The organism is Mesorhizobium bavaricum (assembly GCF_056781655.1).
On the sequence record NZ_CM165566.1, the window covers coordinates 686014 to 711641 of the forward strand.

Annotated in this window: 29 protein-coding genes; 20 read left to right on the plus strand and 9 right to left on the minus strand. The window is 63.0% G+C overall.

The window, feature by feature from the left end:
- Positions 1–6 precede the first annotated feature (6 nt).
- Positions 7–1665 carry an FAD-binding dehydrogenase gene (locus tag AC1RZR_RS03255; protein WP_481827625.1) on the minus strand — a complete coding sequence of 553 codons (1659 nt, stop codon included), beginning with the start codon at positions 1663–1665 and terminating at the stop codon, positions 7–9.
- Between the two features lie 83 nt (positions 1666–1748).
- Complete coding sequence (locus tag AC1RZR_RS03260) at positions 1749–2735, minus strand: Gfo/Idh/MocA family protein (RefSeq protein WP_477268043.1); 987 nt, start codon at positions 2733–2735, stop codon at positions 1749–1751.
- Between the two features lie 263 nt (positions 2736–2998).
- Here AC1RZR_RS03260 and rpmI point away from each other — a divergent pair, with 263 nt between their 5' ends.
- The 6 genes from rpmI (at position 2999) to AC1RZR_RS03290 (ending at position 8349) form a co-directional block, all read left to right on the plus strand.
- Positions 2999–3202 (plus strand): 50S ribosomal protein L35, encoded by a 204-nt coding sequence (gene rpmI, locus AC1RZR_RS03265; protein ID WP_006201248.1) that lies wholly within the window; start codon positions 2999–3001, stop codon positions 3200–3202.
- 37 nt (positions 3203–3239) lie between these two features.
- The gene (gene rplT, locus AC1RZR_RS03270; RefSeq protein WP_023672281.1) at positions 3240–3641 is read left to right on the plus strand and encodes a 50S ribosomal protein L20; all 402 of its coding nucleotides are present in this window, start codon (positions 3240–3242) and stop codon (positions 3639–3641) included.
- Between the two features lie 144 nt (positions 3642–3785).
- The gene (gene pheS / locus AC1RZR_RS03275) at positions 3786–4883 is read left to right on the plus strand and encodes a phenylalanine--tRNA ligase subunit alpha (RefSeq protein ID WP_481827626.1); all 1098 of its coding nucleotides are present in this window, start codon (positions 3786–3788) and stop codon (positions 4881–4883) included.
- On the plus strand, positions 4880–5302 hold the full coding sequence (locus AC1RZR_RS03280) for a GFA family protein (protein ID WP_379101142.1): 423 nt from the start codon (positions 4880–4882) through the stop codon (positions 5300–5302). The genes pheS and AC1RZR_RS03280 overlap by 4 nt, the downstream gene beginning before the upstream one ends.
- Entirely contained in the window at positions 5299–7707 is a 2409-nt protein-coding gene (gene pheT / locus AC1RZR_RS03285; protein ID WP_481827627.1) for a phenylalanine--tRNA ligase subunit beta, read from the plus strand. The genes AC1RZR_RS03280 and pheT overlap by 4 nt, the downstream gene beginning before the upstream one ends.
- Positions 7708–7746: 39 nt before the next feature.
- Complete coding sequence (locus AC1RZR_RS03290) at positions 7747–8349, plus strand: nucleotidyltransferase family protein (protein WP_481827628.1); 603 nt, start codon at positions 7747–7749, stop codon at positions 8347–8349.
- 38 nt (positions 8350–8387) lie between these two features.
- Here the strand turns inward: AC1RZR_RS03290 and AC1RZR_RS03295 are convergent, their stop codons facing one another.
- On the minus strand, positions 8388–9383 hold the full coding sequence (locus AC1RZR_RS03295) for an aldo/keto reductase (RefSeq protein ID WP_477268052.1): 996 nt from the start codon (positions 9381–9383) through the stop codon (positions 8388–8390).
- 96 nt (positions 9384–9479) lie between these two features.
- Between AC1RZR_RS03295 and AC1RZR_RS03300 the strand changes: the two genes are divergently transcribed.
- The 3 genes from AC1RZR_RS03300 (at position 9480) to AC1RZR_RS03310 (ending at position 11674) form a co-directional block, all read left to right on the plus strand.
- The gene (locus tag AC1RZR_RS03300; protein WP_477268054.1) at positions 9480–10370 is read left to right on the plus strand and encodes a LysR family transcriptional regulator; all 891 of its coding nucleotides are present in this window, start codon (positions 9480–9482) and stop codon (positions 10368–10370) included.
- Between the two features lie 76 nt (positions 10371–10446).
- Positions 10447–11025 (plus strand): cytochrome b, encoded by a 579-nt coding sequence (locus AC1RZR_RS03305; protein WP_477268056.1) that lies wholly within the window; start codon positions 10447–10449, stop codon positions 11023–11025.
- 73 nt (positions 11026–11098) lie between these two features.
- Entirely contained in the window at positions 11099–11674 is a 576-nt protein-coding gene (locus AC1RZR_RS03310; RefSeq protein WP_477268058.1) for a YceI family protein, read from the plus strand.
- A 325-nt stretch (positions 11675–11999) separates the two neighbouring features.
- Here AC1RZR_RS03310 and AC1RZR_RS03315 read toward each other — a convergent pair whose 3' ends face one another.
- On the minus strand, positions 12000–12626 hold the full coding sequence (locus tag AC1RZR_RS03315) for a methyltransferase family protein (RefSeq protein WP_481827629.1): 627 nt from the start codon (positions 12624–12626) through the stop codon (positions 12000–12002).
- Positions 12627–12766: 140 nt separating this feature from the next.
- Positions 12767–13303 (minus strand): translation initiation factor IF-3, encoded by a 537-nt coding sequence (gene infC, locus AC1RZR_RS03320; protein ID WP_010912915.1) that lies wholly within the window; start codon positions 13301–13303, stop codon positions 12767–12769.
- A 224-nt stretch (positions 13304–13527) separates the two neighbouring features.
- Between infC and AC1RZR_RS03325 the strand changes: the two genes are divergently transcribed.
- Entirely contained in the window at positions 13528–14298 is a 771-nt protein-coding gene (locus AC1RZR_RS03325) for an alpha/beta hydrolase (RefSeq protein ID WP_481827630.1), read from the plus strand.
- Positions 14298–15482 carry a benzoate/H(+) symporter BenE family transporter gene (locus AC1RZR_RS03330; RefSeq protein WP_481827631.1) on the plus strand — a complete coding sequence of 395 codons (1185 nt, stop codon included), beginning with the start codon at positions 14298–14300 and terminating at the stop codon, positions 15480–15482. Before AC1RZR_RS03325 ends, AC1RZR_RS03330 begins: the two co-directional genes overlap by 1 nt.
- A 52-nt stretch (positions 15483–15534) precedes the next feature.
- Here AC1RZR_RS03330 and AC1RZR_RS03335 read toward each other — a convergent pair whose 3' ends face one another.
- The gene (locus tag AC1RZR_RS03335) at positions 15535–16548 is read right to left on the minus strand and encodes a 1-aminocyclopropane-1-carboxylate deaminase (RefSeq protein WP_481827632.1); all 1014 of its coding nucleotides are present in this window, start codon (positions 16546–16548) and stop codon (positions 15535–15537) included.
- Between the two features lie 162 nt (positions 16549–16710).
- Here AC1RZR_RS03335 and AC1RZR_RS03340 point away from each other — a divergent pair, with 162 nt between their 5' ends.
- From AC1RZR_RS03340 to AC1RZR_RS03350, 3 genes are all read left to right on the plus strand, one after another.
- Positions 16711–17175, plus strand: coding sequence for an Lrp/AsnC family transcriptional regulator (locus AC1RZR_RS03340; RefSeq protein WP_481827633.1), 465 nt, complete (start codon positions 16711–16713; stop codon positions 17173–17175).
- A gap of 223 nt (positions 17176–17398) precedes the next feature.
- Positions 17399–17881, plus strand: a complete 483-nt coding sequence (locus AC1RZR_RS03345; protein WP_481827634.1) for a DUF2852 domain-containing protein — start codon at positions 17399–17401, stop codon at positions 17879–17881.
- A gap of 100 nt (positions 17882–17981) precedes the next feature.
- Positions 17982–18740, plus strand: coding sequence for a M48 family metallopeptidase (locus tag AC1RZR_RS03350; RefSeq protein WP_477268072.1), 759 nt, complete (start codon positions 17982–17984; stop codon positions 18738–18740).
- A 13-nt stretch (positions 18741–18753) separates the two neighbouring features.
- Here AC1RZR_RS03350 and AC1RZR_RS03355 read toward each other — a convergent pair whose 3' ends face one another.
- Positions 18754–18972, minus strand: coding sequence for a hypothetical protein (locus tag AC1RZR_RS03355; RefSeq protein WP_481827635.1), 219 nt, complete (start codon positions 18970–18972; stop codon positions 18754–18756).
- Between the two features lie 112 nt (positions 18973–19084).
- Between AC1RZR_RS03355 and AC1RZR_RS03360 the strand changes: the two genes are divergently transcribed.
- From AC1RZR_RS03360 to AC1RZR_RS03385, 6 genes are all read left to right on the plus strand, one after another.
- Positions 19085–19744, plus strand: coding sequence for a phosphoribosylanthranilate isomerase (locus AC1RZR_RS03360; protein ID WP_481827636.1), 660 nt, complete (start codon positions 19085–19087; stop codon positions 19742–19744).
- Between the two features lie 87 nt (positions 19745–19831).
- Positions 19832–21082 (plus strand): tryptophan synthase subunit beta, encoded by a 1251-nt coding sequence (gene trpB / locus AC1RZR_RS03365; RefSeq protein ID WP_481827637.1) that lies wholly within the window; start codon positions 19832–19834, stop codon positions 21080–21082.
- 2 nt (positions 21083–21084) lie between these two features.
- Positions 21085–21924 (plus strand): tryptophan synthase subunit alpha, encoded by an 840-nt coding sequence (gene trpA, locus AC1RZR_RS03370; RefSeq protein ID WP_477268080.1) that lies wholly within the window; start codon positions 21085–21087, stop codon positions 21922–21924.
- A 73-nt stretch (positions 21925–21997) separates the two neighbouring features.
- The gene (accD, locus tag AC1RZR_RS03375; protein ID WP_477268082.1) at positions 21998–22924 is read left to right on the plus strand and encodes an acetyl-CoA carboxylase, carboxyltransferase subunit beta; all 927 of its coding nucleotides are present in this window, start codon (positions 21998–22000) and stop codon (positions 22922–22924) included.
- A 125-nt stretch (positions 22925–23049) separates the two neighbouring features.
- Positions 23050–24375 carry a bifunctional folylpolyglutamate synthase/dihydrofolate synthase gene (locus AC1RZR_RS03380; RefSeq protein ID WP_481827638.1) on the plus strand — a complete coding sequence of 442 codons (1326 nt, stop codon included), beginning with the start codon at positions 23050–23052 and terminating at the stop codon, positions 24373–24375.
- A 34-nt stretch (positions 24376–24409) separates the two neighbouring features.
- Entirely contained in the window at positions 24410–24829 is a 420-nt protein-coding gene (locus AC1RZR_RS03385; RefSeq protein ID WP_481827639.1) for a VOC family protein, read from the plus strand.
- Between the two features lie 23 nt (positions 24830–24852).
- On the opposite strand, the gene AC1RZR_RS03390 is transcribed toward AC1RZR_RS03385, so the two are convergent.
- Positions 24853–25134, minus strand: a complete 282-nt coding sequence (locus tag AC1RZR_RS03390) for a cupin domain-containing protein (RefSeq protein WP_095083181.1) — start codon at positions 25132–25134, stop codon at positions 24853–24855.
- Between the two features lie 132 nt (positions 25135–25266).
- Entirely contained in the window at positions 25267–25590 is a 324-nt protein-coding gene (gene trxA, locus AC1RZR_RS03395) for a thioredoxin (RefSeq protein ID WP_481827640.1), read from the minus strand.
- Positions 25591–25628 lie beyond the last annotated feature (38 nt).

Below are 25628 nucleotides of genomic sequence, written 5' to 3' on the forward strand. Positions count from 1 at the left end.
TCGAGCTTATTGCACCGATGCAGCCGCCGCCCGGCCGGCGCTGCGGCCGGAAAAGATGCAGCCGCCGAGGAACGTGCCTTCGAGTGCGGCATAGCCATGTACGCCGCCGCCGCCGAATCCGGCGGCTTCGCCGACGGCAAAGAGCCCCGCGACCGGCTGGCCGTCGGCGCCCAGCACGCGGCTGTCGAGATCGGTCTGCAGGCCGCCCAGCGTCTTGCGGGTCAGGATGTTGAGGCGCACCGCAATCAGCGGGCCGTTTGCCGGGTCGAGCATCTTGTGCGGTTTTGCCGTGCGGATCAGCCGGTCGCCGAGATAGGCGCGGGCGCCGCGCAGAGCGGTGATCTGCATGTCCTTGGAGAACGGATTGTCGAGCTGCCGGTCGCGGGCACGGATCTCGCGCTCGACCGTTGCGAGTTCGAGCAGCGACTCGCCGCCGGCCAGCGCGTTCATGCGGGCGACCAGCGTTGGCAGGTCCGCCTCGACGACAAAATCCTCACCCTTCTCCATGAACGCCTTCACCGGAGCCGGAATGCCCGATGTGGCGCGGCCGAGCACCTGGCGCCAGCTCTTGCCGGTCAGGTCGGGGTTCTGCTCGGAACCCGATAGGGCGAACTCCTTCTGGATGATCTTTTTGGTCAGGATGAACCAAGAATAGTCGAAGCCGGTACTCATGATGTGGCTGAGCGTGCCCAGCGTGTCGAAGCCCGGATAGAGCGGCACCGGCAGGCGCTTGCCCCTGGCATCGAGCCACAGCGATGACGGGCCAGGCAGGATGCGGATTGCATGGTCGGTCCAGATCGGCGCCCAGTTCTTGATGCCTTCGACATAGTGCCACATGCGGTCGCGGTTGATGATCGAGCCACCAGCCGCTTCGGTGATCGCCAGCATGCGGCCGTCGACATGGTCAGGCACGCCGGTGATCATGCGCTTCGGTGCCGCACCCAGCCGCTGCGGCCAGTTTTGCCGGACAAGCTGATGGTTGGCGCCGATGCCGCCGGAGGCGACGATCACCGCCTGCGCCTTGAGCTCGAAATCGCCTGATATGTCGCGCGAGCTCTTTTGGCCGCGCTCAACGGGGCTCGGCTGCAAGATGTCGCCGCGCACGCCGTCGACGGTGGCACCCGTGCGGGTCAATTCGTTAACGCGGTATCGGAATTTGAAGCGGATCAGCCCGCTTTTCTCGGCTTCGCGGACGCGCTGGACGAAGGGGTCAAGCACGCCGGGCCCGGTGCCCCAGGTAATGTGGAAGCGCGGCACCGAGTTGCCGTGGCCGACGGCATTGCCGCCGCCGCGCTCGGCCCAGCCGACGACGGGAAAGAACTTTATGCCCCGCTGCATGAGCCAGGAGCGTTTCTCGCCGGCGGCAAAGCCGACATAGGCCTCGGCCCATCGACGCGGCCACAGATCCTCAGGGCGATCGAAAGCGGCTGTGCCCAGCCAGTCCTCGAGCGCCAGATCATGCGAATCGCGGATGCGCATGCGCCGCTGCTCGGGCGAATCGACGAGGAAGAGGCCACCGAACGACCAGAACGCCTGGCCGCCGAGCGACTGTTCCGGCTCCTGGTCGACGATGATGATTTTCTTGCCGGCCTCGGCTAGCTCGGCGGCGGCAACCAGCCCGGCAAGGCCGGCGCCGACAATGATCACATCCGCATCGTCAGCCATCTTTTCTCCCCCATTAGCCGGCTGAATCAATTCCAGAAAACGTGTGAAATGGCTTTCCGTCCGGAATTGCGTCAAACAAAGGGCTAGACGGCCTCCCAACCGTCCTTGCCGCCGGCGCGGAAGATGGCGTCGATGACCTTCTGGTTGAGCACGGACTCCTCCAGCGTGAAGACGCGTTCCTTGCCGCCCTGCGCTGCCCGCGCAAAGGTCTCGACCTCCAGGCGGTATTGCTGCGTGCCGGGGAAGCGGAACACTTGCGCTTCGGTGTGGTTCTGGTTGTGCAATTCGACGCGGTGATGGTCGTAGAGGCCGGCGTTGAAGGGCGAGAACACTTCGATGAATCCCTTCTCGCCATGGAACACCATCACCTGGCGCGCCGCCATCTGCGTCGACAGGTAGAACGACAGCTCGAAGTCGCCGAAATCGGCACGGATCGAGGAGTAGATGTCGGTGCCGAATTTCTTGTCGCGCTCGATCGTCGCCTGCACGCGCAGCGGCTCCTTGCCCGTGGAAAAGCGCGTCGAGACTGTCGGATAGACGCCGATGTCGGGCAGCGCGCCGCCGCCGAGATCGAGCTGGTTGCGCATGTTGTTGGGGTCGACGTTGTAATAGGAGAACGCGCCCTGCACATGCCGCAGCCGACCGATGGCGCCACTGGCGATGAGGTCGCGCACCTTGATCCATTGCGGGTGGTAGATGACCATGAAGGCCTCGCAGACCAGCACTTTCTTGGCATCGCGCAGTTTGATCAAGGGGAGAATGTCCTTGGCGTCGAGCGCCAGCGGCTTTTCGACCAGCACATGCTTGCCGGCCTCGATGGCCTTGGCCGTCCATTCTACGTGCTGGGAAGTCGGCAGCGGGATGTAGACGCCGTCGACCTCGCTGGAGGCGAGCAGGTCCTCATAGGAGCCGAAGGCGTGGCGCGCGCCGAAGCGTTCGGCCAGTGCCTTGGCCTTCGATAGGTCGCGGCTGGCGATCGCCGACAGAACGCCATTCTCCGCCTCGACCATTGCCGGCAACAAATGCTCGCGGCCGATCTTGGCCGTCGACAACACACCCCATCGGAACATCAGGCTTCTCCATAGCGATTGCAGGCGACGAGGTTTGCCCGAAATCGGCGGAAAAGCCAATGCGGATGCCAGGTTTCCTCGCCCCACGAAGTGTGGAGCGGCGCAGTGGGTGTTGCACAGCCGCCTGCTTTGACGTATAGGACCGCCGTTCAAGAAAACCGCCCGGCAGGGCATGCCGTGGCGGTTTCATTTGCTTTTCGGGCTTTGGTCGGCCCGAAGCGAACAAGAAGCGCGATAGTGCGCCAACAATACGGAGTAGCAAAATGCCCAAGATGAAGACCAAATCCGCCGCCAAAAAGCGGTTCAAGATCACAGGTACGGGTAAAGTCCTGTCGGCTGCGGCCGGCAAGCGTCACGGCATGATCAAGCGTTCCAACAAGTTCATTCGAAATGCCCGCGGCACGATGGTTCTGGCTGAACCGGATGGCAAGAAGGTCATCAAGAATTTTCTGCCGAACGGCCTCTAAGGCATTCGGTCCGGACACGTTTTAAGGAGATCATGACATGGCACGCGTAAAGAGAGGCGTCACCTCGCACGCCAAGCACAAGAAGGTCCTGAAAGCCGCGAAAGGCTTCTACGGCCGCCGTAAGAATACCATCCGCATCGCCAAGCAGGCGGTGGAAAAGTCGATGCAGTACGCGTATCGCGACCGCAAGAACCGCAAGCGCTCGTTCCGTGCGCTGTGGATCCAGCGCATCAACGCCGCGACGCACGAGCACGGCCTGACCTATGGCCGCTTCATCGACGGCCTCAACAAGTCGGGCATCGAGATCGACCGCAAGATCCTGTCGGACATGGCCATCCATGAGCCGCAGGCTTTCGCCGCACTGGTGGCCAAGGCCAAGGTCGCGCTCGAATATCTGAAGAACACCACGCCGAATGCTTTTGAAAGCGCTGTCGCCTAAGACCAGCGCTTCCCAAGCATTCGAAATTCTGATTTGGGGAACCCGCGCTGGCACGGCTGGCGCGGGTTTTCTTATGCCTGATGTAACCAAAATGGTGACGACGAACCCAAATGGTGTCGGTCGCCAAATCGAGAGAGCTTCGCCGTGAACGCCACTGCTGGAAATCTTGAAGCCCTGGAAGCCTCGTTGCTTGCCGACATCGCGTCGGCCGCCGATGAACCGGCCATCGAGGCCGTGCGCATCGCTGCCTTCGGCAAGAAGGGCACTGTGTCCGAGATGCTGAAGACGCTTGGCGCCATGACCGCCGAGGAGCGCCAGCTCAAGGGCCCTGTTATCAACGGCCTCAAGAACCGTGTCACCGAGGCGCTGACGGCCCGCAAGCTCGAGCTGAAGGACGTGGCGATCACCACCCGCCTGGCCGCCGAAAAGGTGGACGTGACGTTGCCGGTGCGGCAGTCGCCTGCCGAGCGCGGCCGCATCCATCCGATCAGCCAGGTCATCGACGAGATCGCGGCGATCTTCGGCGACCTCGGCTTCTCGATCGCCGAAGGTCCGGATATCGAGAGCGATTACTACAACTTCACCGCGCTTAATTTCCCGGAAGGCCATCCGGCGCGCGAGATGCACGACACCTTCTTCTTCCAGCCGGGCGAGAAGGGCGAGCGCAAGCTTTTGCGCACCCACACGTCGCCGGTGCAGATCCGCACCATGGAGACGAAGAAGCCGCCAATCCGCATCGTCATTCCTGGAAAAACCTACCGGCAGGATTCGGACGCCACCCATTCGCCGATGTTCCATCAGGTCGAGGGGCTGGTGATCGACAAGACGGCCAATGTCGCCAACATGAAGTGGGTGCTTGAGGAATTCTGCAAGGCCTTCTTCGAAGTGCCCTCGGTCAAGATGCGCTTTCGGCCGTCCTTCTTCCCGTTCACCGAACCCAGCCTCGAGGTCGACATCCAGTGCGACCGCTCCAGGCCCGGCGAAGTGCGCTTCGGCGAAGGCTCCGACTGGATGGAGATCCTCGGCTGCGGGATGGTGCATCCCAATGTGCTGCGCCATGGCGGGCTCGACCCCGACGAATATCAGGGCTTTGCCTGGGGCATGGGCATCGACCGCATCGCCATGCTGAAATACGGCATGCCGGATCTGCGCGCCTTCTTTGATGCCGACGTCCGCTGGCTGTCGCATTACGGTTTCAGGCCGCTCGACATGCCGACGCTGTTCGGAGGTCTGAGCGCATGACAGCGCCCCACGCCGGCGGCTGTCGCTGCGGCGCCGTGCGGTTCGAGGCCTCGGCCGAACCGCATCACGTCAGCTATTGCCATTGCGGCGATTGCCGGCGGGCGAGCGGCGCGCCGGTGTCGGCCTTTGTCGGCTTCCTGGTCGATCAGGTCGCGTTCACCGGCAAAGCGCTGAAGATGTACGAGAACGGGCCGGTGACGCGCTCGTTCTGCGGCGTCTGCGGCTCGCCCATCGCCTATGTCGACGAGCGGCTGGAGGACGACATCTATTTCATGCTCGGCGCCATGGACATGCCGGCCGATTTCAGGCCGACGCTGCATGCCTATGTGAGCGAGCAGCTTCCCTTCGTGCACATGTCCGACGACTTGCCTAGACATCTGAAAACAAGCGTCAAAAGACCAGACGGAACAGTTCAATGAAATTCACCCTCTCCTGGCTCAAGGATCACCTCGAGACCGACGCCTCGCTCAACGAGATCGTCGAGCGGCTGACCTCGATCGGCCTCGAAGTCGAGCATGTCGACGACAAGTCGAGCTTGAAACCGTTCGTCATCGCCAAGGTGCTGACCGCTGTGCAGCACCCTGATGCCGACCGGCTGCGGGTGCTTACCGTCGACACCGGCGACGGCAAGGCGCCGGTGCAAGTGGTGTGCGGGGCACCCAACGCGCGCGCGGGCCTGATCGGCGCCTTTGCCGCGCCCGGCACCTATGTGCCCGGCATCGACGTGACGCTGACGGTCGGCAAGATCAGAGGCGTCGAAAGCCATGGCATGATGTGTTCCGAGCGCGAACTGGAGCTTTCCGACGAGCACAACGGCATCATCGATCTGCCGGCCGATGCGCCTGTCGGCACCAGCTTCGCCAGCTATGCGCATCTCGACGATCCGCTCGTCGAGATCAACCTGACGCCCAACCGGCCGGATGCGACCAGCGTCTACGGTATCGCCAGGGATCTGGCGGCGAGCGGGCTTGGTACATTGAAGAGCGCTGCGATCGGAGCGATCCCCGGCACTGGCGAGACGCCGGTCAAGGTGACGATCGAAGCGCCTGAACTCTGCCCGGGCTTTGCGTTGCGGCTGGTGCGTGGCGTCAAGAACGGCCCGTCGCCGAAATGGCTGCAGCAGCGGCTGATCGCCATTGGGTTGAGGCCGATCAGCGCGCTGGTCGACATCACCAACTACGTCACCTTCGACCGCGGCCGGCCGCTGCATGTGTTCGACGCCAAGAAGGTTGCCGGCAATCTGACCGTGCGGCGTGCGCGCGATGGCGAAAAGGTACAGGCGCTCGACGGCCGCGAATACACGCTGACCCCGGAGATGTGCGTCATCGCTGACGAGGACGGCGTCGAGTCGATCGCCGGCATCATGGGCGGCGAGCATTCGGGCTGCGACGAGAACACGTCAGACGTGCTGATCGAATCGGCCCTTTGGGATCCGATCACCACCGCCCGCACCGGCCGCACCCTCGGCATCATCACCGACGCACGCTACCGCTTCGAGCGCGGCGTCGATCCTGAATTCATGGTGCCCGGCGTTGAACTGGCGACCAGGCTGGTGCTCGATTTCTGCGGCGGCACGCCGACGGAAATCGAGGTGGCCGGCTATGCCGGTCATATCGGGAAGATCGTTTCCTTCCCGCTTTCGGAAGTGAAGCGGCTGACCGGCATCGAGGTGCCCAAAGCGGAAAGCCTCGACATCCTGTCGCGCCTCGGCTTCGAGCCGCAGGGCTCGGGCGATGTCATCGATGTGAAGGTTCCGTCCTGGCGTCCCGATGTGGATGGCAAGGCCGACCTGGTCGAAGAGGTGATGCGCATCCACGGCGTCGACAACATCGCGCCGCAGCCGCTCGGTGCGCATGACGCGGTCAATGCAAAAATCCTCACCACGCTGCAGGTCCGCACCCGCACCGCCAAGCGCGCGCTCGCCGTGCGTGGCATGATGGAGGCCGTCACCTGGTCGTTCATTCCGGCAAGGCACGCCGAACTGTTCGGCGGCGGCCAGACGGCGCTGAAGCTCGCCAACCCGATCGCCGCCGACATGTCCGACATGCGGCCGTCGCTGCTGCCGGGATTGATCGCCGCTGCCCAGCGCAATGCCGACAGGGGCATCGGCGACGTCGCCCTGTTCGAAGTGTCGGGCACCTATGAGGGCGACGGCGCCGACCAGCAGCGGCGCGTGGCCGCCGGCGTGCGGCGCGGGACGGCCAAACTCGACGGCTCAGGCCGCAATTGGGCCGGCAATTCAGGCACCGTGGGCGTGTTCGACGCCAAGGCCGACGCGATCGCCGCACTCGAAGCCTGCGGTGCGCCGGTCGACCGATTGCAGGTCGAGGCCGGCGGTCCGGCCTGGTATCATCCCGGCCGCTCCGGCACCATCAAGCTCGGCCCGAAAACCGTGCTCGGCACCTTCGGCGAGTTCCATCCGAAGACGCTGGAAGGGCTCGATGTCTCCGGACCACTCTGCGGCTTCGAGGTGTTCGTCGATGCCGTGCCGGAGCCGAAAGCCAAGCCGACGAAAACCAAGCCGAAGCTGGAACTCTCCGCCTTCCAGGCGGTGAAGCGCGATTTCGCCTTCGTTGTCGACAGGACGGTCGAGGCCGGAACGCTGATCCGTGCTGCGTTGGCCGCCGACAAGAAGCTGATATCAGGCGTTTCGGTCTTCGATATCTTCGAAGGCGCATCGCTCGGCGAGGGCAAGAAGTCGATCGCCATCGAGGTGTCGATCCAGCCGGTCGAGAAGACCCTGACCGATGAGGATTTCGAGGCTCTGGCCAGGCGCATCGTCGAGAATGTCGGCAAGCAGACGGGTGGCGTGCTCAGGACTTGAGGGATTGCGGGCAAGCGGCGAATCGCCCTCCAAAGGGTGATGGACCATTTGCGCTATTCCGGCCTGCCGTTCGAAGCACAACGTGCGGCGTTTCTCGACATCGTGTCGAGAGATGCGTTGCTGAGTGACGCCCTGGGTAGGGCGCGTCGTCTTGCCTTGCCCGACTGGCTGCTGGTTTCCGGCGCGCTCTACAATGCCGTCTGGAACCATCTGACGGGTAAGCCATTGGGTTACGGCATCAAGGATGTCGACCTGTTCTATTTCGATGAGAGCGACCTGTCATATGAGGCCGAGGACGGCGTGATTGCTGCTGCCGCTCCGGTCTTTGCGGGGCTGCCGCTGCCGGTCGAAATTCGCAATCAGGCGCGGGTTCATCTCTGGTATCCCCTGAAGTTCGGACAACCGTGCCCGCGCTACACGAGTTCCAGCGACTCGGTCCGCCACTTCGCCTCCAAAACCCACGCGGTCGGCGTCCGCTTCGACGTGGAAGGGCAGCTTGACCTCGTTGCGCCGTTCGGCCTCGACGACATCTTCTCGTTTCGCATCACCCCGAACCGGGCGATGGACAACCGGCAGACGCACCAGACGAAGGGTGCCCGCGCGAAGGCCAACTGGCCGGAGATTACGGTTCTGCCTTGGTGAATGTTCACCCTCCCCTTGTAGGGAGGGTGAAGGCAGGTTCACCCATTGACCAGCGCCAACAACTCCTCGGTGTAGCGCTTGCCAGTGACCTTATCCGGCGACAGGGCATCGCCGATGGCTTGCACCTCAGCCGCGCTCAGCTCGATCGCGGCCGCCGCCGTGTTCTGCTCGAGATGGCGGATTTTTCGCGCGCCGGGGATCGGCACGATGAAATCGCCCTGGTGCAGCACCCAGGCCAGCGCCAGCTGCGCCGAGGTCACGCCCTTTTCAGCCGCCGTCTTCTCCAGCGTGGCGATGACAGCGGCATTAGCGGCCATGGCGTCGGCCTGGAAGCGCGGCAGGCCACGCCGCCAGTCGCCGTCGCTCAAAGCTTCGGGTTTGGCGATGGTGCCGGTCAAAAGACCACGGCCGAGCGGGCTGTAGGGGACAAAGCCGATGCCGAGTTCGCGGCAGACGGCGAACACCTCGTCTTCCGGATCGCGGCTCCACAGCGAGTATTCGCTCTGCACAGCCGATATCGGATGCACGGCATGCGCCCGGCGTATGGTAGTGGCACTCGCCTCCGACAGGCCAAGCGCGCGCACCTTGCCCTCGCGAACCAGTTCGGCCATGGCGCCGACCGTATCCTCGATCGGCACGTTGGGGTCGACGCGGTGCTGGTAGTAGAGATCGATGACATCGGTGCCGAGCCGCTTCAGCGAGGCCTCGGCGACGGCTTTGACGTGCTCGGGACGGCTGTCGACGCCGGCCATCCGGTCGATGCCGGTGCCTTCCTCCAAGATCTTGAAGCCGAATTTGGTGGCGATGGTCACCTTGTCACGAACCGACTTCAGCGCCTTGCCGAGCAGGATCTCGTTCTCGTAGGGGCCATAGACTTCCGCCGTATCGAAGAAATTGACGCCGATGTCGACGGCGCGGTGCAACGTGGCGATCGCCTCGGCCTCCGGCTGGCCGCCATAGACGAAGCTCATGCCCATGCAGCCGAGGCCGACGGGATAGACGTTCAATTCAGTTCCTAGCTTGCGGGTTCGCATCAGGCATCTCCTTGTTCTGATGCGACAGAGATAGCGCCTTGCTTTCTGTTCGATAATCGTCTCTCATTTGCACGGGCTGTTCCAAAAAATAGATCAATGAACCGAGCGCATCTCTCCCAACTGGCGGTGCTGGCAACCGTTGCCCAATGCGGCAGCTTTCGCGGCGCGGCCAGGGAATTGGCCATCGCGCCATCGGCGGTCAGCCATGCGGTCTCCAGCCTGGAAGCGCGGCTCGGCGTGCGGCTGCTGGCGCGCAGCACCCGCAGCGTCGCGCCGACGGAAGAAGGCGCGCAACTCTTGGAGCGGCTGCGGCCGGCCCTTTCCGAGATCGACCTGGCTCTGGAGACGGCGGTCGAGTCGCGCGACCGGCCGGCCGGGAATCTGCGGCTCAGCGTGCCGCGCACGGCAGCACATCTGGTGCTGACGCCACGGCTCGGCGCCTTTGCCGCGGCCTATCCCGATATTGTGCTGGAGATCGTCATCGAGGACCGCTTCACCGATGTCGTCGAGGGCGGTTTCGATGCCGGTGTGCGGCTCGGCGAGAGCCTGCAGCGCGACATGATCGCCGTGCGCATAGGGCCGGACATTCGCGGCGCGGTGGTCGGCGCGCCATCCTATTTCGCGGCCATGCCGAGACCGCATCATCCGCGCGACCTTGCCGATCATCGCTGCATCCGCTTCCGCTTCTCCAGTGGCATCCTCTACCAGTGGGAGTTCGAGAAGGGCGGCGAGGCGATCGAGATGGCCGTGCAGGGACCGCTTGTCCTCGACGAGGACCATCTGATCGCCCGGGCGGCCGTCGATGGTGCCGGGCTCGCCTTCGTCTTCGAGGAATATGTCGGCACGCCGCTCGCCGACGGCCGACTGATCCGCGTGCTGGAGGACTGGTGCCCGCCCTTCGACGGGTTCTTCGTCTACTATCCCAGCCGCCGCCAGATGCGGCCGGCGCTCAGGGCCTTCGTCGACTTTTTCAAGGTGAGCGGATGAGCCGCGACCACCCTCCCCCTTGTGGGAGGGGTAAAGTGCGCTGGAAGAAAGCCAACCTGGCATTCGTTCACCTCACATGCAGGCAACAATCACCAACAGCACGACCCGCTACGGCTGGGGCTCGATCATTCTTCACTGGCTGATTGCGCTGATCTTCGTCGGCCAGTTCGGGCTCGGCTTTATCATGGTGCGGCTCACCAGCCAGCGCACCGCCTTCGAACTGATCCAGTTGCACAAGTCCTTCGGCTTTCTGCTGCTTGGGCTGGTGGTCCTGCGCGTCGCCTGGCGGCTCGGCAATGCGGCGCCGGCGCTGCCGCGCTCGGTCGGAACCTTGGAGCGCCGGGCCGCGCCGCTCGCCCACCTTGCGCTCTACGCGTTTCAGCTCGCCCTGCCTTTGTCCGGCTGGGCGCTGGTGTCGGTGTCGATGCTGGAGATCCCCTCGATGCCGTTCAATCTTTTCGTCATGCCGAACCTGCCGCTGGCCGAATCGGATGCGGCCGAAAGTTTCTGGGCGTCAGCGCACTGGTATCTTGCCTATGCGGGTATCGCCCTGGTCGTGTTGCATGTCGCGGCAGCGCTGCGTCATCATTTCCAGCTCAGGGATGATGTGCTCACGCGCATGATCACGCCTTCGTCAGATCCCGACATGGAATAGAGCGGCCGGGTCATTCGTTCATTGAGGTGAAGGGCGCGCAGGAAATGCGCTGCCTCCAACAAGGAACACCCCCATGTACACGCGCATCCTCGGATTTGCGGCGGTCGCCGTTTGCCTTGCCATGCCGGTTTCAGCGGCAATAGCGCTTGGCGATGCCGCCGGCAGCTACGCGATCAGCCCGGCCAGCTCCAGCATCCGCTTTTCCATCGGCAAGGTCGGTGGCGGCGGCCTCAATGGCGCCTTCGCCCGCTTCAAGGGCTCGATCCGCATCGACAACAGCGACGTCGCCCGCTCGCAGGTCAACTTCACCATCTTTCCCGAAAGCGTCGGCACCGGCCAGAGTCGCATTGATGCCTTCCTGCGCTCCGATGCCGTGTTCGACACCGCCAACAGCCCTGAAATCCAGTTTCGCTCGACCAGTGTGACCCGCACCAGCGACACCACGGCCCTCGTCAGCGGGCGGCTGACGGCGCGCGGCAAGACGTTTCCGGAAAAGTTCACCGCCGAGCTTGGCGGCCTCAAGGCCGGCACGATAAAATTCCATGTCACCGGCAAGGTGCTCAGGTCACGCTACGGCATGGATGTCGGCACGCCGATCTATTCCAACATCGTCGACTTCGACATGACGCTGACCGGCAAAAGGGGCTGAACGGTTGCAGGGTCTGGGTTCCTCACCCCGCAAAGCGGGGAAGAGGTGCCCCGGCAAAGCCGGGATGGAGAGGGGGACGACAGCCGCGAAGCCAGGAGTGCCTGCAAGAAAAGGGCGCGAGACGGTCCGCGACACGAAGCCTGTCAGGCACCCTTTGACAGCGAATGCTAGCGCGCCACGAAAACCTCTCCGTCCCGGCTTCGCCAGGCCACCACTCGACGAACATAGGACGCAGCGGCACTTTGATTTATGCGCATGATCCTTTCCGAAAATCGATCGCGATTTTCGGGGTCATGCGCCCGGAATGCGAAGGCTCCGTCCCCGATCAGGGGAGCGTAAACAATACCGGCAAAATGCCCGACTGCTGGGCGCCGTCGATCAGCTCGAAGGCCGGTAGCGCGACGAGGAACACGAGGCCGTCGAGCAGCGTGGTCAACAACAGGCGCGGCTTGAAGCTGCCTGTGTCGCCCTCCTGGTAGAGCGACAATTTCGGGAAGAAGCGCGGCACCCGCTGCAGATAGGCCTGATATGGAGCACCAAGCGCTTCCTTGAGGAATTTCTCCTCGCGCAGGATCACGATGTGGAAGGCGCCCGCGCACAGGGCAGCGAAGAGAACTATGCCGGAAAGTGAGCCGATCTGTGCGCCGACCCCGGCCGCCGCCACGGTCGAGAAGACATAGAGCGGGTTGCGGGTGATCGAGTAGGGTCCGCCTGTCACCACCTCGGAAGATTTTCGCCCGCCTATGTAAAGCGTCGCCCAAAGGCGCCCGCAGATACCCAGGAAAATCAGCAGCACGCCGAACATCTCGATCGACTCATGCATCGGCGTGTCGGGCGGGAAGGTCGATTGCCCGAACAGCAGCGCTGCAAACAGCACCACTACGAGCACGGCAAGCACTATCCTGCGCGTGCGCTGGTAGTGACCCAGCCCGTATTTGAGTTCTTTGTCCAAGGGAGGAATCCGATCGTCGAAGAGCTTAGCCGGCGATCGCAGCTTGGCCAAGAAACAGGCGTCCCGCCGATCGCCGGGACGCCCTGTAGCACAATTCAGGCGGATTTAGAGCGCGATGACGGACCTGACGTCATCGTGATCTAGCGCGGCGCCAGCACCATCATCATCTGGCGGCCTTCGAGCTTCGGTTCCGCTTCGACCTTGGCAATGGTCGCCACTTCCTCGCGGACCTTGTTCAGAAGCTGCATGCCGAGTTCCATATGCGCCATCTCGCGGCCACGGAAACGCAATGTCAGCTTGACCTTGTCGCCTTCCTCGAAGAAGCGGCGAACCGCCTTCATTTTGGTCTCGTAGTCATGGCTGTCGATGTTCGGGCGCATCTTGATCTCCTTGATCTCGATGACCTTCTGGTTCTTGCGCGCCTCGGCCGCCTTCTTCTGGTTGGCGTATTTCAACTTGCCGAGATCGAGGATCTTTACGACGGGGGGCACCGCATTGGGCGATATCTCGACGAGATCGAGCCCAGCCTCTTCGGCGAGCAGCAATGCGTCGTTGATGGAAACATCGCCGCGGTTCTGGCCTTCGGCGTCGATAAGCTGGACCCGGGGAACCCGGATATCACGGTTGGAGCGCGGGCCATCCTTGGTCGGCGCCGCTGCTTTGAAAGGTCTGCGAATGGTCGTGGTCTCCTTGGCCGTTTCGTTCGGGGTTTGTCAGTCTTGATGCGTGGACGCGCCAATGTGGTAAGCGCGCGGGCGAAGTCAATAGCACAGCATTGACAAGAAATCACCCTGATCGCTGGCCTGCACCAAACAAAGAAAGATCGCCAGCACTTTTCGCCACGCCTCTGGCTGTGCCACAAGACGCCCTGTGCCAAAAAGACCGGCATGAGGAAAAACCCATGACTGACACGCCCCCTGTCTTTCTGGACGTCGACGGATCGAGCATCGCGGTGCGCCATACGACAGGTGCCGCGCCCGGCATCGTCTGGCTCGGCGGCTACAAGTCGGACATGCTGGGCACGAAGGCGCAGACGCTGTCGGACTGGGCCGCTAGAGAAGGCCGCGCCTTCCTGCGCCATGACTATTCCGGCCATGGCGAATCCGGCGGCGCCTTTGCCGATGGCACGATTTCGACATGGCTTGCGCAGAGCCTTGCCGTGTTCCGGCATTTCACCACGGGCAGACAGATCCTGGTCGGCTCCTCGATGGGCGCCTGGATCGCGTTGCGCATGGTGCAGGAATTGCGCAAGGCGGGCGACGCAAACGTCGCCGGCCTTGTGCTGCTGGCGCCAGCGCCGGACTTCACCGCCGAGCTGGTCGAACCGGTGTTGACCGAGGCGCAGAAGCGCGACCTCGCCGAAAAGGGTTTCTTCGCGGAGCCGTCCGACTATTCCACCGAGCCTTACATCTACACGCGAGCGCTGATCGAAGATGGACGCAACAACCGGGTGATGACAGGTCCGATCGACACGCATTGCCTGGTGCACATCTTGCAGGGACTGGCCGATGCGGACGTGCCGGCAAGCCACGCGCTGAAGCTGGTCAGCCTGCTGCCGGCCGACGACGTGACCTTGTCGCTGATCCCCGACGGCGACCATCGCCTGTCGCGCCCCCAGGATCTCGACATGCTGGTGCGGGCCGTCGGCGCCATGGCGCAGAGGGGAAACTGATGCGCATTTCCATTCCGATATCCGCCTTTGTCGCGGCAATCGTCGGCTTTGGCGGCACACTGGCCATCGTCATCGCCGCCGCCAAGGCGGTCGGCGCGACGCAGATCGAGACGGCGAGCTGGGTGACGGCCATCTGCCTGGCGATGGCGATCGAATGCCTGTGGCTGTCCTGGCGCACGAAGATGCCGGTCATCACAGCCTGGTCGACACCGGGGCTGGCGCTGATCGCCGCGTCGAGCGGCTTCTCGATGGGCGAGGCAGTTGGCGCCTTCATCGTCACCGGCATCCTGTTGATCGCCACCGGCCTGTTCGGACCGCTGACGCGGCTGATCGCCAGGATACCGCCGTCGGTGGCATCGGGCATGCTGGCCGGCATCCTCGTCAGCTTCGCCATCAACGCGGTCAAGGCCATCCCTGCCGATCCCTGGCTGATTCTGCCGTTGATCGCGGCCTTCTTTGTCATTCGCTTGTTCAATCCGTCGGTGTCGGTGCTGGTGGTGCTGGTCGGCGGCGGCCTCGCCGCTTTCCTGACCGGCCGCGTCGGTGGCTTGCCGACGCCGGAACTGTCGACGCTCACGCTGATCGCACCACAGTTCAGTGCCGCGGCGATCATCGGCCTGGCGCTGCCGCTCTATCTTGTCACCATGGCTTCCCAAAACCTGTCCGGCCTCGCCGTGCTGCGCGCCGCCGGCTATCACCCGGAGCCCGGTCCGCTGATTGGCGTCACCGGCCTGTTTTCGCTGCTGTCGGCTCCGTTTGGCGGATCGACCACCAATTTGGCGGCGATTTCGGCGGCCATCTGCACCGGGCCGGACGTCCACCCCGACCCCGCCGAGCGCTGGAAGACCGGCCCGTTCTATGCGCTCGCCTATCTTGTCTTTGCCATCTTCGGTGCTTCGCTGGTGGCGATCTTCGCCGTCCTGCCGCAGAGCCTGATCGTACTGGTGGCGGGTCTCGCGCTGATGGCGCCGCTTGCCAACGCCTTGTCGATCGCGCTCAAGGACGAAGGTCACCGCATGGCCGCCACGGTCACCTTCGCCGTCACTGCTTCGGGGCTGACGCTGTTCGGCGTCGGCGCCGCGTTCTGGGGCCTGGTCGCCGGCATGGTCGTGCTCTTCCTCGAAGAGTTCAAACTGCGACAATCATTTCAGCCGCTTGTCCGCATTTGGCGGACATTATCCTGAATCGCCGTTCCCCCGCCCCGATTCCGCGCAGCCGCGCCGCATCTGAATGCACTCAGCCGTTACGGAATGCATAAGCATACCCATTGATGGCCGGAGCGCCGCCGAGGTGGGCGTAGAGCACCTTGGATCCGGCAGGAAAATAGCCTTTGTTCACGAGATCGATCATGCCCTGCATGGATTTTCCCTCGTAGACCGGATCGGTGATCATGCCTTCAAGGCGCGCGCAGAGGCGGATTGCGTCCTTCGTCTCCTGCGAGGGGACACCATAGGCTGGGTAGGCATAGTCCTCGATGAGCACGACGTCGTCCGCATTGAGTTCCTTGTCGAGTTGGACCAAAGCTGCGGTGTTCCTCACGATCTCAAGCACTTGCGCCTTGGTCTGCGTCGGGGTGCCCGATGCGTCGATGCCAATCACCTTGCGTTCGCGGCCGTCCTTGGCGAAGCCGACCACCATGCCGGCATGAGTAGAGCCGGTGACGGTACAGACGACGATGTAGTCGAAGGCAACGCCGAGTTCCTTTTCCTGGGCGCGCACCTCTTCGGCGAAGCCAACGTAGCCCAGGCCGCCATATTTATGTACCGAAGCCCCGGCCGGAATCGGATAAGGTTTGCCGCCTTTGGCCTTCACATCCGCGATCGCCTGTTCCCAGCTTTCCCTGATTCCGATGTCGAAGCCCTCATCGACCATCTGGACATCGGCGCCCATGATCCGGCTCAAAAGGATGTTGCCGACGCGATCATAGACGGCGTCCTCGTGGGGCACCCAGCTTTCCTGCACGAGGCGGCATTTCATGCCGATCTTCGCTGCGACGGCTGCCACCATGCGCGTATGGTTGGATTGAACGCCGCCGATCGAAACCAGCGTATCGGCGTTTGAGGCGATCGCGTCGGGAACGATGTATTCGAGCTTGCGCAGCTTGTTGCCGCCGAAGGCGAGGCCGGAATTGCAATCTTCCCGCTTGGCGTAGAGATCGACCTTCCCGCCGAGATGAGCGCTGAGCCGACCCAGTTTCTCGATATGGGTCGGTCCAAATGTGAGCGGATAGCGTTCGAACTTCTCCAACATGAGAGATCCTCCTCTGATTGTGATTTTGATGCTGGAAACACTATCATTTTTCACTTGAAAGGTGCTCTCTAAGACTGGGCAGAAAATGCCTGAAATCTGATTTTTTGACGCCAGAATGTTATATTACTTCGATAAAATGCCTCGATAACGGAAGAAGCTTTCATGAAGGCGTCGCTCGACCGGATCGACCTCAAAATGTTGCGCCTGCTCCAGGACAATGGGCGGTTGACCAATGCGGAGCTGGCGCAGTCGGTTGTTGTCAGCCCGGCGACCTGCCACCGCCGCATGCAACGCTTGTTCGATGAAGGCTACATCAGCCATGTCAGGGCAGTGGTGACGCCGCAGAAAGTCGACAGAGGCGCACTGGTGATGGTTGGCGTCGTCCTCGACCGCTCCACGCCGGAGAGTTTCGCGGAGTTCGAGAAGGCCGTCGCGAAACTGAAATTCATTCTTGATTGCCACCTGGTGGCAGGCGACTTCGATTATTTTCTGAAGATCAGGGTCGGTGACATGGCGGATTTCAACCGGATCCACGGGGATCAGTTGATCGCATTGCCCGGCGTTCGCCAGACGAGGACGTTCTTCGTCATGAAGGAGGTCGTCGACAACGCGCCGCTGGATTTTTGAAGGCATGGCTTCCCTGCCGATGCTCCAAACCATGGACCGCCGGCGGCATTGCCACTGTTCTTCCTGCCTGGTCGTGCTTTTCCTCGATACGCTCAAAAAGCGATAATTATTTCAGGTGCTTGTCCGGTTTCGGCGGACGTTGTCTTGAATCGCCGTTTTCTCCATCCCATTTCGATTCCACGCAGCCGGGTTTGGCTGTCTCCAACCGAAGGAATGGGAGAAAATGAACACATCTGCATTGATCCGTCCGGCGTGGACGCCGGCAACCATCGCGTTGATGGTGATCGGTTTCATGGTGTTCTGGCCACTCGGCTTCGCCATGCTTGCCTACATCATCTGGGGCGACCGCCTCGATGGTTTCAAGCGTGACGTCAACCGCGCGACCGACGGCATCTTCGCCGGCTGCCGCCGCGGTTCCGACAAGGCCGCACGCTGGGGCAATGGTTCCGCCCGCACCGGCAACGTCGCTTTCGACGACTGGCGCGAAAAGGAACTTGAGCGCCTGAACGAAGAGCGCCGCAAGCTTGACGAGATGCTGACCCAGTTCGACGAATACGCTCGCGAATTGCGCCGTGCCAAGGACCAGGACGAGTTCGACCGCTTCATGGCCAACCGCAACAAGTCGACGGCGCCGGCGAAGACCGATCCGAGCACCGGCACGACAACCACGAAGCGTGGCAAGGGCTCGAACCTGCTTGACGACTGAGGCCCGGCGACAGGCCACATCGTGAAAAAACGGCGTCGCGCAAGCGGCGCCGTTTCTTTTTTGTTCTATTCGTTTTCCTCGAATCGCGTATCGTCCGGCCATGTCTTTCGGCTTCTTCCGCAATCTGACAAAGCCCAAGCCCGCGCCTGTCGAAGAGCGCGAGCACGTCGTTGCCGGCCGCTCATTGCCGCTCAAGATCGTCCAGAACGACCGCGCAAGGCGGCTGACGCTGCGCATCGATTCCGGTGGGCGTGGCCTGCGTATCACCGTGCCGCCGGGCCTGCGCCGGGGCGAGGTGGAAAAGTTCCTCGACCGCCATCAGGAGTGGCTGGAACAGCGGCTGGCCAAGGTGCCCAGCCGGCCGCAGGTGCGGCCCGGCATCAAGATTCCGGTGCGCGGCGTGCCGCATCGCATCGTCCATGAGCCCTCGAAACGCGGCACCGTCACCGTGTCGCGCGACGAGCGCGGTCCGCTCTTGATCGTGCATGGCGACCGCGTGCACCTGCCGCGCCGCATCGCCGATTTCCTCAAGCGCGAGGCCAAGCGCGAGATCGAGAAGCTGGTGGTGAAACACACGCAGTCTTTGGGCAAGCGCGCCAAGGCGATCCGCTTCAAGGACACGTCGAGCCGCTGGGGCTCCTGCACCTCCGACGGCAACCTGTCGTTTTCCTGGCGCATCATGATGGCGCCGTCGCCGGTGATCAATTACCTCGTCGCGCATGAGGTGGCGCATCTCAAGGAGATGAACCACGGTCCGAAATTCTGGAAATTGTGCGAGCAGCTTTGCCCCGACACCGAGCGCTGCAAGGCATGGCTGAAGCGTAATGGCGGCGCGCTGCAGGCGATTGTGTTCGAGTAGTTTCGGACGACGGTCAGTCGTCATTCGCCGCGTTGAGCTCCTCTGGTCGCAGCCCCGCATCGCCATGATGCGGCCACGGCAGGAAGTTGCTGTCGAATTCATCGCCGCCGAAATAATCGAGCGCGCGATGCGCTTCGGCGCCGTTGAAGGCGGCCTTGTCCATCAGATGGGTGATGACCTCGCGCGCCTGCGCGATCTTTTGCCTGAGTTCGGCAACGGTTCTGTCGGCCATGATCTTGCTCCCGCCTTGTATCCCGTCCATCAATAGGTAGCGCCTTTGGCCGCGCCGGCAAACAGCATGCTTTTTCTCGACTCTTTTCGCTTTTCGTGCCAATTCCCGCGCCATGGCGCTCGACATCAAGATCTGCGGCTTGAAGACCGACGGGGCACTGGCCGCGGCGCTGACCGGCGGCGCCAGCCATGTCGGCTTTATTTTCTTTGCCAAAAGCCCACGCTATGTCGAACCCGCCGAGGCTGGCCGCTTGCGCGAGGCGGCGCAGGGCAAGGCAAAAGCGGTCGCCGTCACCGTGGATGCCAGCGATGCGTTCCTGGACGAGATCGTGGCGGCGATGCAGCCTGATCTGTTGCAATTGCACGGCTCGGAAACGCCTGACCGGGTGGCCGAGTTGAAGGCCCGCTACAACCTGCCGGTCATGAAGGCGGTCTCGGTCAGCGAGGCTGCCGACCTGGAGAGGGTAAAGCCGTTTATCGGCATTGCCGACCACTTCCTCTTCGACGCCAAGCCACCAAAGGGCTCTGAGCTGCCGGGCGGCAATGGCGTCGCCTTCGACTGGCACATCCTCGCCGGCCTTGACGCAGGCGTCGATTACATGCTTTCCGGTGGGCTCAACGCCGCCAACATCGGCGATGCCCTTCGGCTTGCCAACCCGCCCGGAATAGACATTTCCTCAGGCGTGGAAAGCGCGCCGGGCGTCAAGGATCCGGCGCTGATCGAACAATTTTTCCGGGCCGTCAGGGCAGCGCGCGATAACCGCGCCGCCTGACCGGCTCAAACCAGAGCATGTCCCGGAAAAGTGGGAACCGGTTTTCCGACAAGGACATGCTCCCACATCGAGACCAGGAGATCGGCGATGGACAAGCCGGCGACACCCAATTCTTTCCGCACCGGACCCGACGAACAGGGCATGTTCGGCATCTTCGGCGGTCGTTTCGTTGCCGAAACGCTGATGCCGCTGATCCTCGACCTGGAACGGCACTGGAACGAGGTCAAAAACGATCCGGATTTCAGGGCTGAACTCACCGACCTCTCGACCCACTATGCCGGGCGGCCGTCGAAGCTCTATTTCGCGGAAGGCCTCACCAAACATCTTCGCGAGGTTTCCTCGGCGAAGGGCCTCGGGGGCGGCGCCAAAGTCTACTTCAAGCGCGAGGACCTGAACCACACCGGCTCGCACAAGATCAACAACTGCCTCGGCCAGATCCTGCTGGCCAAGCGCATGGGCAAGAAGCGCATCATCGCCGAGACGGGTGCCGGCCAGCATGGCGTGGCGTCGGCCACGGTTGCCGCCCGCTTCGGCTTTCCCTGCGTCGTCTATATGGGCGCCACCGACGTCGCCCGCCAAAGCCCCAACGTCTTTCGAATGAAGCTGCTCGGCGCCGAAGTGCGGCCGGTAACCGCCGGCCACGGCACGCTGAAGGACGCCATGAACGAGGCGCTGCGCGACTGGGTGACCAATGTCGAGGACACTTATTACCTGATCGGCACCGCCGCCGGCCCGCATCCCTATCCGGAACTGGTGCGTGACTTCCAGTCGGTGATCGGCACCGAGGCGCGCGCGCAGATCCTCGAACAGGAAGGCCGGCTGCCGGACACCATCATTGCCTGTGTCGGCGGTGGCTCGAACGCCATTGGCCTGTTCCATCCCTTCCTCGACGACAAGGAGGTGCGCATCATCGGCATCGAGGCGGGTGGCCGCGGCCTCGACGGCATCGAGCATTGCGCCTCGATGAACGCCGGCGCGCCTGGCGTGCTGCACGGCAACCGCACCTATCTCTTGCAGAATTCCGACGGCCAGATCATGGACGGCCATTCGATCTCGGCCGGGCTGGACTACCCAGGCGTCGGCCCGGAACATTCCTGGCTGCGCGATTCCGGCCGCGTCGAATATGTGCCGATCCTCGACGACGAGGCGCTGGAGGCCTTCAAGCTGACGACGCGCGTCGAAGGCATCATCCCGGCGCTGGAATCGGCGCACGCCATCGCGCATGCGGTGAAGATCGTACCGGCCATGGACAAGGACCAGATCGTCATCGTCAACCTGTCCGGCCGTGGCGACAAGGACGTGCACACGGTGGCCAGCATGCTGGGCATGGAGATCTGATCATGACCACGCGCATCGACCGCCGCATGGCGAAGCTGAAGACCGAGGGCCGCCCGGCACTCGTCACCTATTTCATGGGCGGCGACCCCGACTACGACACATCGCTGTCGATCATGAAGGCGCTGCCCGGGGCAGGCGCCGACATCATCGAACTCGGCATGCCGTTCTCCGATCCGATGGCCGACGGCCCGGCGATCCAGGCGGCGGGCCTGAGGGCGCTGAAAGGCGGCCAGACGCTGGTCAAGACGCTGAAGATGGCGTCGGAATTCCGCGCCGGTGACAATGAAACGCCGATCGTGCTGATGGGTTATTACAACCCGATCTACATCTATGGCGTCGACCGCTTCCTCAAGGACGCGATCGCCAGCGGCATCGATGGGCTGATCGTCGTCGACCTGCCACCGGAAATGGACGAGGAGCTGTGCATTCCGGCGCTCAAGGCCGGCATCAACTTCATCCGGCTGGCGACGCCGACGACCGACGACAAGCGCCTGCCCAAGGTGCTGCAGAACACGTCGGGGTTTGTCTACTATGTGTCGATGACTGGCATCACCGGCTCTGCGCTGGCCGACACCGGCAAGGTGGCGGCGGCGGTCAAGCGCATCAAGGGCCATACCGACCTGCCCGTTTGCGTCGGTTTCGGCGTCAAGACCGCCGAGCAGGCGCGGGTGATCGGCGCCAATGCCGACGGCGTCGTCGTCGGCACCGCGATCGTCAATGCGGTGGCCAATGTGCTGGGACCGAAGGGCGAAAAGACCGCCGATCCGGCCGAGGCCGTCGCCACGCTGGTCAGCGGCCTTGCCCAAGGCGTGCGTTCGGCCCGCCTTGCTGCCGCCGAATAGTTTTCCTACCTCTGGTTTTGTGCATGCCGTTATCCCAAAACCGGGACTCTTCGTCAGGACAGGAGCCGAAGCGATGAACTGGATCACCAACTACGTTCGCCCGAAGATCAATTCGATGCTCGGCCGGCGCACCGACATGCCCGAAAATCTCTGGATCAAGGATCCGGAGACCGGCGAGATGGTGTTCCACAAGGATCTGGAATCCAACCAGTTCGTCATCCCCTCCTCCGGCCATCACATGAAGATCTCTGCCAAGGAGCGGCTGAGGTTTTTCTTCGACGACGGCAAGTACGAGACCCTGGACAACCCCAAGGTCATGCAGGATCCGCTGAAGTTCCGCGACGAGAAGCGCTATGTCGACCGGCTGAAGGACGCCAAGGCCAAGACCGGCCTCGAAGACGCGATCATCAATGCGTTGGGAACCGTCGAAGGCCTGCCGGTGGTGGTGACGGTGCAGGACTTCGCCTTCATGGGCGGTTCGCTCGGCATGGCCGCCGGTGACGCCATCGTGCACGGCTTCGAAGTCGCTTTGCAGCGCAAGCGGCCGCTGATCCTGTTCGCCGCCTCCGGCGGTGCCCGCATGCAGGAAGGCATCCTGTCGCTGATGCAGCTGCCGCGCACCACGGTCGGCGTCGACCGGCTGAAGGAAGCCGGCCTGCCCTACATCGTCGTTTTGACCAATCCGACCACCGGCGGCGTCACCGCTTCCTATGCCATGCTGGGCGACGTGCACATCGCCGAGCCCGGCGCGCTGATCGGCTTTGCCGGACCACGCGTCATCGAACAGACCATCCGGGAAAAACTGCCCGACGGCTTCCAGCGCTCCGAGTACCTGATGGAACACGGCATGGTCGACATGGTGGTGTCGCGCCTGGAGATGCGCCAGACCATCGCACGGCTCCTGAAGATGCTGCTCAAGATGCCGGAGGAGCAAAAGCCGCTGGAGCCGGAAATCCTGCCGCCGGCAACAATTCCGGCGGAGGCACGTCCACAGGCCTGACGCGACATTCTTCGCCGCGAACCGCGATTGCGCGCGATCCGTCGCGCGCTGTAGCTTCTTGATTGCACATGATCCTTTCCGAAAATCGATTCCGATTTTCGGGGTCATGCGCTAGGATTCCCATTATGACGACGCTTGCTGCCGACCGCGAAATCGAAGCCCTGATGGCGCTTCACCCGAAGGGTTTCGACCTTTCGCTCGACCGCATCTCGCGGCTGCTGGAGCGGCTTGATAACCCGCAGGACCGGCTGCCGCCGGTCATCCACATCGCAGGCACCAACGGCAAGGGCTCGTGTGCCGCGTTTTCGCGCGCACTGCTCGAAGCGGCGGACTACCGCGTCCACGTCCACACCTCGCCGCACCTGGTCAACTGGCATGAGCGCTACCGGCTGGCCGCCGATGGCGGCGGCAGGCTGGTCGACGACAGGGTGTTCGCCGATGCCATCGCCCGCGTCGCGAGGGCCAATGAAGGCGAGACGATCACCGTTTTCGAGATCCTCACCGCCGTCACCTTCCTGCTGTTTTCCGAGTATCCGGCCGATGTGGCCATCATCGAGGTCGGGCTTGGCGGCCGTTTCGACGCCACCAATGTCGTCAAGGAACCGGCCGTATCGGTGATCATGCCGGTGTCGCTCGACCACGAAGCCTATCTCGGCGACCGAGTCGAACTGATCGCCGCCGAAAAGGCCGGCATCATCAAGCGCGGCTGCCCGGTGGTCATCGGCGCGCAGGAAAGCGAGACGGCGCTGCAGGTGCTGATCGAGACTGCCGAGCGGCTTGAGTGTCCGGCCTTCGTCTACGGCCAGGATTTCCTCGCCTTCGAGGAGAACGGCCGCATGGTCTATCAGGACGAAGACGGCCTGATGGACCTGCCGCCGCCACGGCTGCCCGGACGCCACCAGTTCGCCAACGCGGCGGCGGCGATCGCCGCGGTCAAGGCAGCCGGCTTCGAGATCAGCCATCGCGCCGCCGAGAAGGCGATGATCAATGTCGCCTGGCCCGGCCGGATGCAGAAGCTGGCGCAGGGCCGGCTGGCCGAACTTGCGCCGAAGGGAGCCGACATCTGGCTCGACGGCGGCCACAATCCGGGCGCCGGCGTTGTCATCGCCGAGGCGATGGCCGAGCAGGAAGAAAAGAACCCACGTCCGCTCTTCCTCATCTCGGGCATGATCAACACCAAGGACCAGAGCGGCTATTTCCGCGCTTTCAAGGGACTCGCCCGGCATGTCTACACGGTGCCGGTGAGCCTCAGCGAGGCCGGCGTACCGAACGACGAACTGGCGATCCGCGCGACGGAAGCCGGACTGACGGCCGAACCGGTGAGTTCCGTCGCCAGCGCGCTGATGCTGCTGCGCGACACCTGGGATGGCCCGCCGCCGCGCATCCTGATCGGTGGTTCGCTTTATCTGGCCGGCGCCGTCCTGGCCGAGAATGGCACGCCCCCGACCTGAGGTCGGCGTTCGGCGATCACCGCAAGGAGCAGTCATGATCAAGGTCAGGCAGGTCGCTCACGTCTGCATCTTCGCGAATGATCTGGAGGCGACGCGAAGCTTCTACCGTGACGTCCTCGGCATGGACACCCAGTTCAATTTCCTGCGCGACGGCAAGGTTTTCGGGTTCTACCTCGATTGTGGCGGTCGCAGCCATGTCGAGGTGTTCCACAAGGACGGGGCAAGTTACAGCGACTTGAACCAGATCAACCACTTCTGCCTTGAAGTGGAGAACATCGACGCAGCGATCGCCCACATCAGGTCGAAGAGCGTCGACGTCACGGCAAAGAAACTGGCCTGCGATGATACCTACCAGGCCTGGATTCGCGACCCCAACGGCGTGAAGATCGAGCTGTTCGAGTATACCGGAAAAAGCGCGCAGTTCGCCGGCGGCGATCGTATCGCCGACTGGTAATCGCACCTGATGGCTTTCGCGGGTTACTTCAACTCGATCTCGATGAAGGCGTATTCGCCCTCATTGGCGTTGATGACGTCGTGTTCGACGCCTTCCTTGCGGAAATAGGGCGCGCCCTTCTTCATCTCGGCAAAGGATTCACCGTCCTTGGTCAAAAGCTTCACCTTGCCGTCCATCAGCGGCACGACGACATAGTCATGACCATGGCGATGCCAGCCGGTGTTGTCGCCGGGCGCGAAGCGGTACTCGGTGACGATGACACGCTCATTGTCGATGAAGACGGTGGCCTTGGCGGATCCGGTCATAGCGTTTCTCCCTGCTTCTGCTGCCAACAGAAGACATGGAGTGCGCCGATGTGAGGGCCAGAGCGGCTCACCGATGACGCCAACAAAAAGCCCGGCGCGGGGCCGGGCTTGATATCAGGAATTTCAGAAGGATCAGGCGAGGCTGCCATAGATCCAGTGCGACAGCGCGGTCTTGGGTGCTGCGCCGACCTTCATGTCGGCCACTTCGCCGCCCTTGAAGATCATCAGCGTCGGGATCGAGCGCACGCCGAACTGCGCGGCAAGTTCGGGATTCTCGTCAATGTTCAGCTTGGCGATCTTCACCTTGGCGCCGAGTTCGGTGGCGATGTCTTCGAGCGCCGGAGCGATCATCTTGCAGGGACCGCACCATTCCGCCCAGAAATCGACGACGACCGGTACGCTGGCGTTAAGCACATCGGCCTGGAAATTGCTCTTGTCGACCTTCACGGTGGTCATGCGGAAAATCCTTTCGAAAGTTTTCGTCGCACCAAATG

Bases quoted from the DNA above. Each gene is read 5' to 3' on its own strand.
- AC1RZR_RS03360 (WP_481827636.1), top strand. From the start codon at position 19,085: ATGGCGCTCGACATCAAGATCTGCGGCTTGAAGACCGACGGGGCACTG.
- AC1RZR_RS03290 (WP_481827628.1), top strand. From the start codon at position 7,747: ATGGACCATTTGCGCTATTCCGGCCTGCCGTTCGAAGCACAACGTGCG.
- AC1RZR_RS03335 (WP_481827632.1), bottom strand. From the start codon at position 16,548: ATGTTGGAGAAGTTCGAACGCTATCCGCTCACATTTGGACCGACCCAT.
- AC1RZR_RS03310 (WP_477268058.1), top strand. From the start codon at position 11,099: ATGTACACGCGCATCCTCGGATTTGCGGCGGTCGCCGTTTGCCTTGCC.
- AC1RZR_RS03350 (WP_477268072.1), top strand. From the start codon at position 17,982: ATGTCTTTCGGCTTCTTCCGCAATCTGACAAAGCCCAAGCCCGCGCCT.
- AC1RZR_RS03385 (WP_481827639.1), top strand. From the start codon at position 24,410: ATGATCAAGGTCAGGCAGGTCGCTCACGTCTGCATCTTCGCGAATGAT.
- AC1RZR_RS03390 (WP_095083181.1), bottom strand. From the start codon at position 25,134: ATGACCGGATCCGCCAAGGCCACCGTCTTCATCGACAATGAGCGTGTC.
- AC1RZR_RS03305 (WP_477268056.1), top strand. From the start codon at position 10,447: ATGCAGGCAACAATCACCAACAGCACGACCCGCTACGGCTGGGGCTCG.
- pheT (WP_481827627.1), top strand. From the start codon at position 5,299: ATGAAATTCACCCTCTCCTGGCTCAAGGATCACCTCGAGACCGACGCC.
- rplT (WP_023672281.1), top strand. From the start codon at position 3,240: ATGGCACGCGTAAAGAGAGGCGTCACCTCGCACGCCAAGCACAAGAAG.
- AC1RZR_RS03280 (WP_379101142.1), top strand. From the start codon at position 4,880: ATGACAGCGCCCCACGCCGGCGGCTGTCGCTGCGGCGCCGTGCGGTTC.
- AC1RZR_RS03295 (WP_477268052.1), bottom strand. From the start codon at position 9,383: ATGCGAACCCGCAAGCTAGGAACTGAATTGAACGTCTATCCCGTCGGC.
- AC1RZR_RS03380 (WP_481827638.1), top strand. From the start codon at position 23,050: ATGACGACGCTTGCTGCCGACCGCGAAATCGAAGCCCTGATGGCGCTT.
- rpmI (WP_006201248.1), top strand. From the start codon at position 2,999: ATGCCCAAGATGAAGACCAAATCCGCCGCCAAAAAGCGGTTCAAGATC.
- AC1RZR_RS03325 (WP_481827630.1), top strand. From the start codon at position 13,528: ATGACTGACACGCCCCCTGTCTTTCTGGACGTCGACGGATCGAGCATC.
- AC1RZR_RS03300 (WP_477268054.1), top strand. From the start codon at position 9,480: ATGAACCGAGCGCATCTCTCCCAACTGGCGGTGCTGGCAACCGTTGCC.
- AC1RZR_RS03355 (WP_481827635.1), bottom strand. From the start codon at position 18,972: ATGGCCGACAGAACCGTTGCCGAACTCAGGCAAAAGATCGCGCAGGCG.
- trxA (WP_481827640.1), bottom strand. From the start codon at position 25,590: ATGACCACCGTGAAGGTCGACAAGAGCAATTTCCAGGCCGATGTGCTT.
- trpA (WP_477268080.1), top strand. From the start codon at position 21,085: ATGACCACGCGCATCGACCGCCGCATGGCGAAGCTGAAGACCGAGGGC.
- trpB (WP_481827637.1), top strand. From the start codon at position 19,832: ATGGACAAGCCGGCGACACCCAATTCTTTCCGCACCGGACCCGACGAA.
- AC1RZR_RS03255 (WP_481827625.1), bottom strand. From the start codon at position 1,665: ATGGCTGACGATGCGGATGTGATCATTGTCGGCGCCGGCCTTGCCGGG.
- AC1RZR_RS03340 (WP_481827633.1), top strand. From the start codon at position 16,711: ATGAAGGCGTCGCTCGACCGGATCGACCTCAAAATGTTGCGCCTGCTC.
- AC1RZR_RS03330 (WP_481827631.1), top strand. From the start codon at position 14,298: ATGCGCATTTCCATTCCGATATCCGCCTTTGTCGCGGCAATCGTCGGC.
- AC1RZR_RS03260 (WP_477268043.1), bottom strand. From the start codon at position 2,735: ATGTTCCGATGGGGTGTGTTGTCGACGGCCAAGATCGGCCGCGAGCAT.
- accD (WP_477268082.1), top strand. From the start codon at position 21,998: ATGAACTGGATCACCAACTACGTTCGCCCGAAGATCAATTCGATGCTC.
- AC1RZR_RS03345 (WP_481827634.1), top strand. From the start codon at position 17,399: ATGAACACATCTGCATTGATCCGTCCGGCGTGGACGCCGGCAACCATC.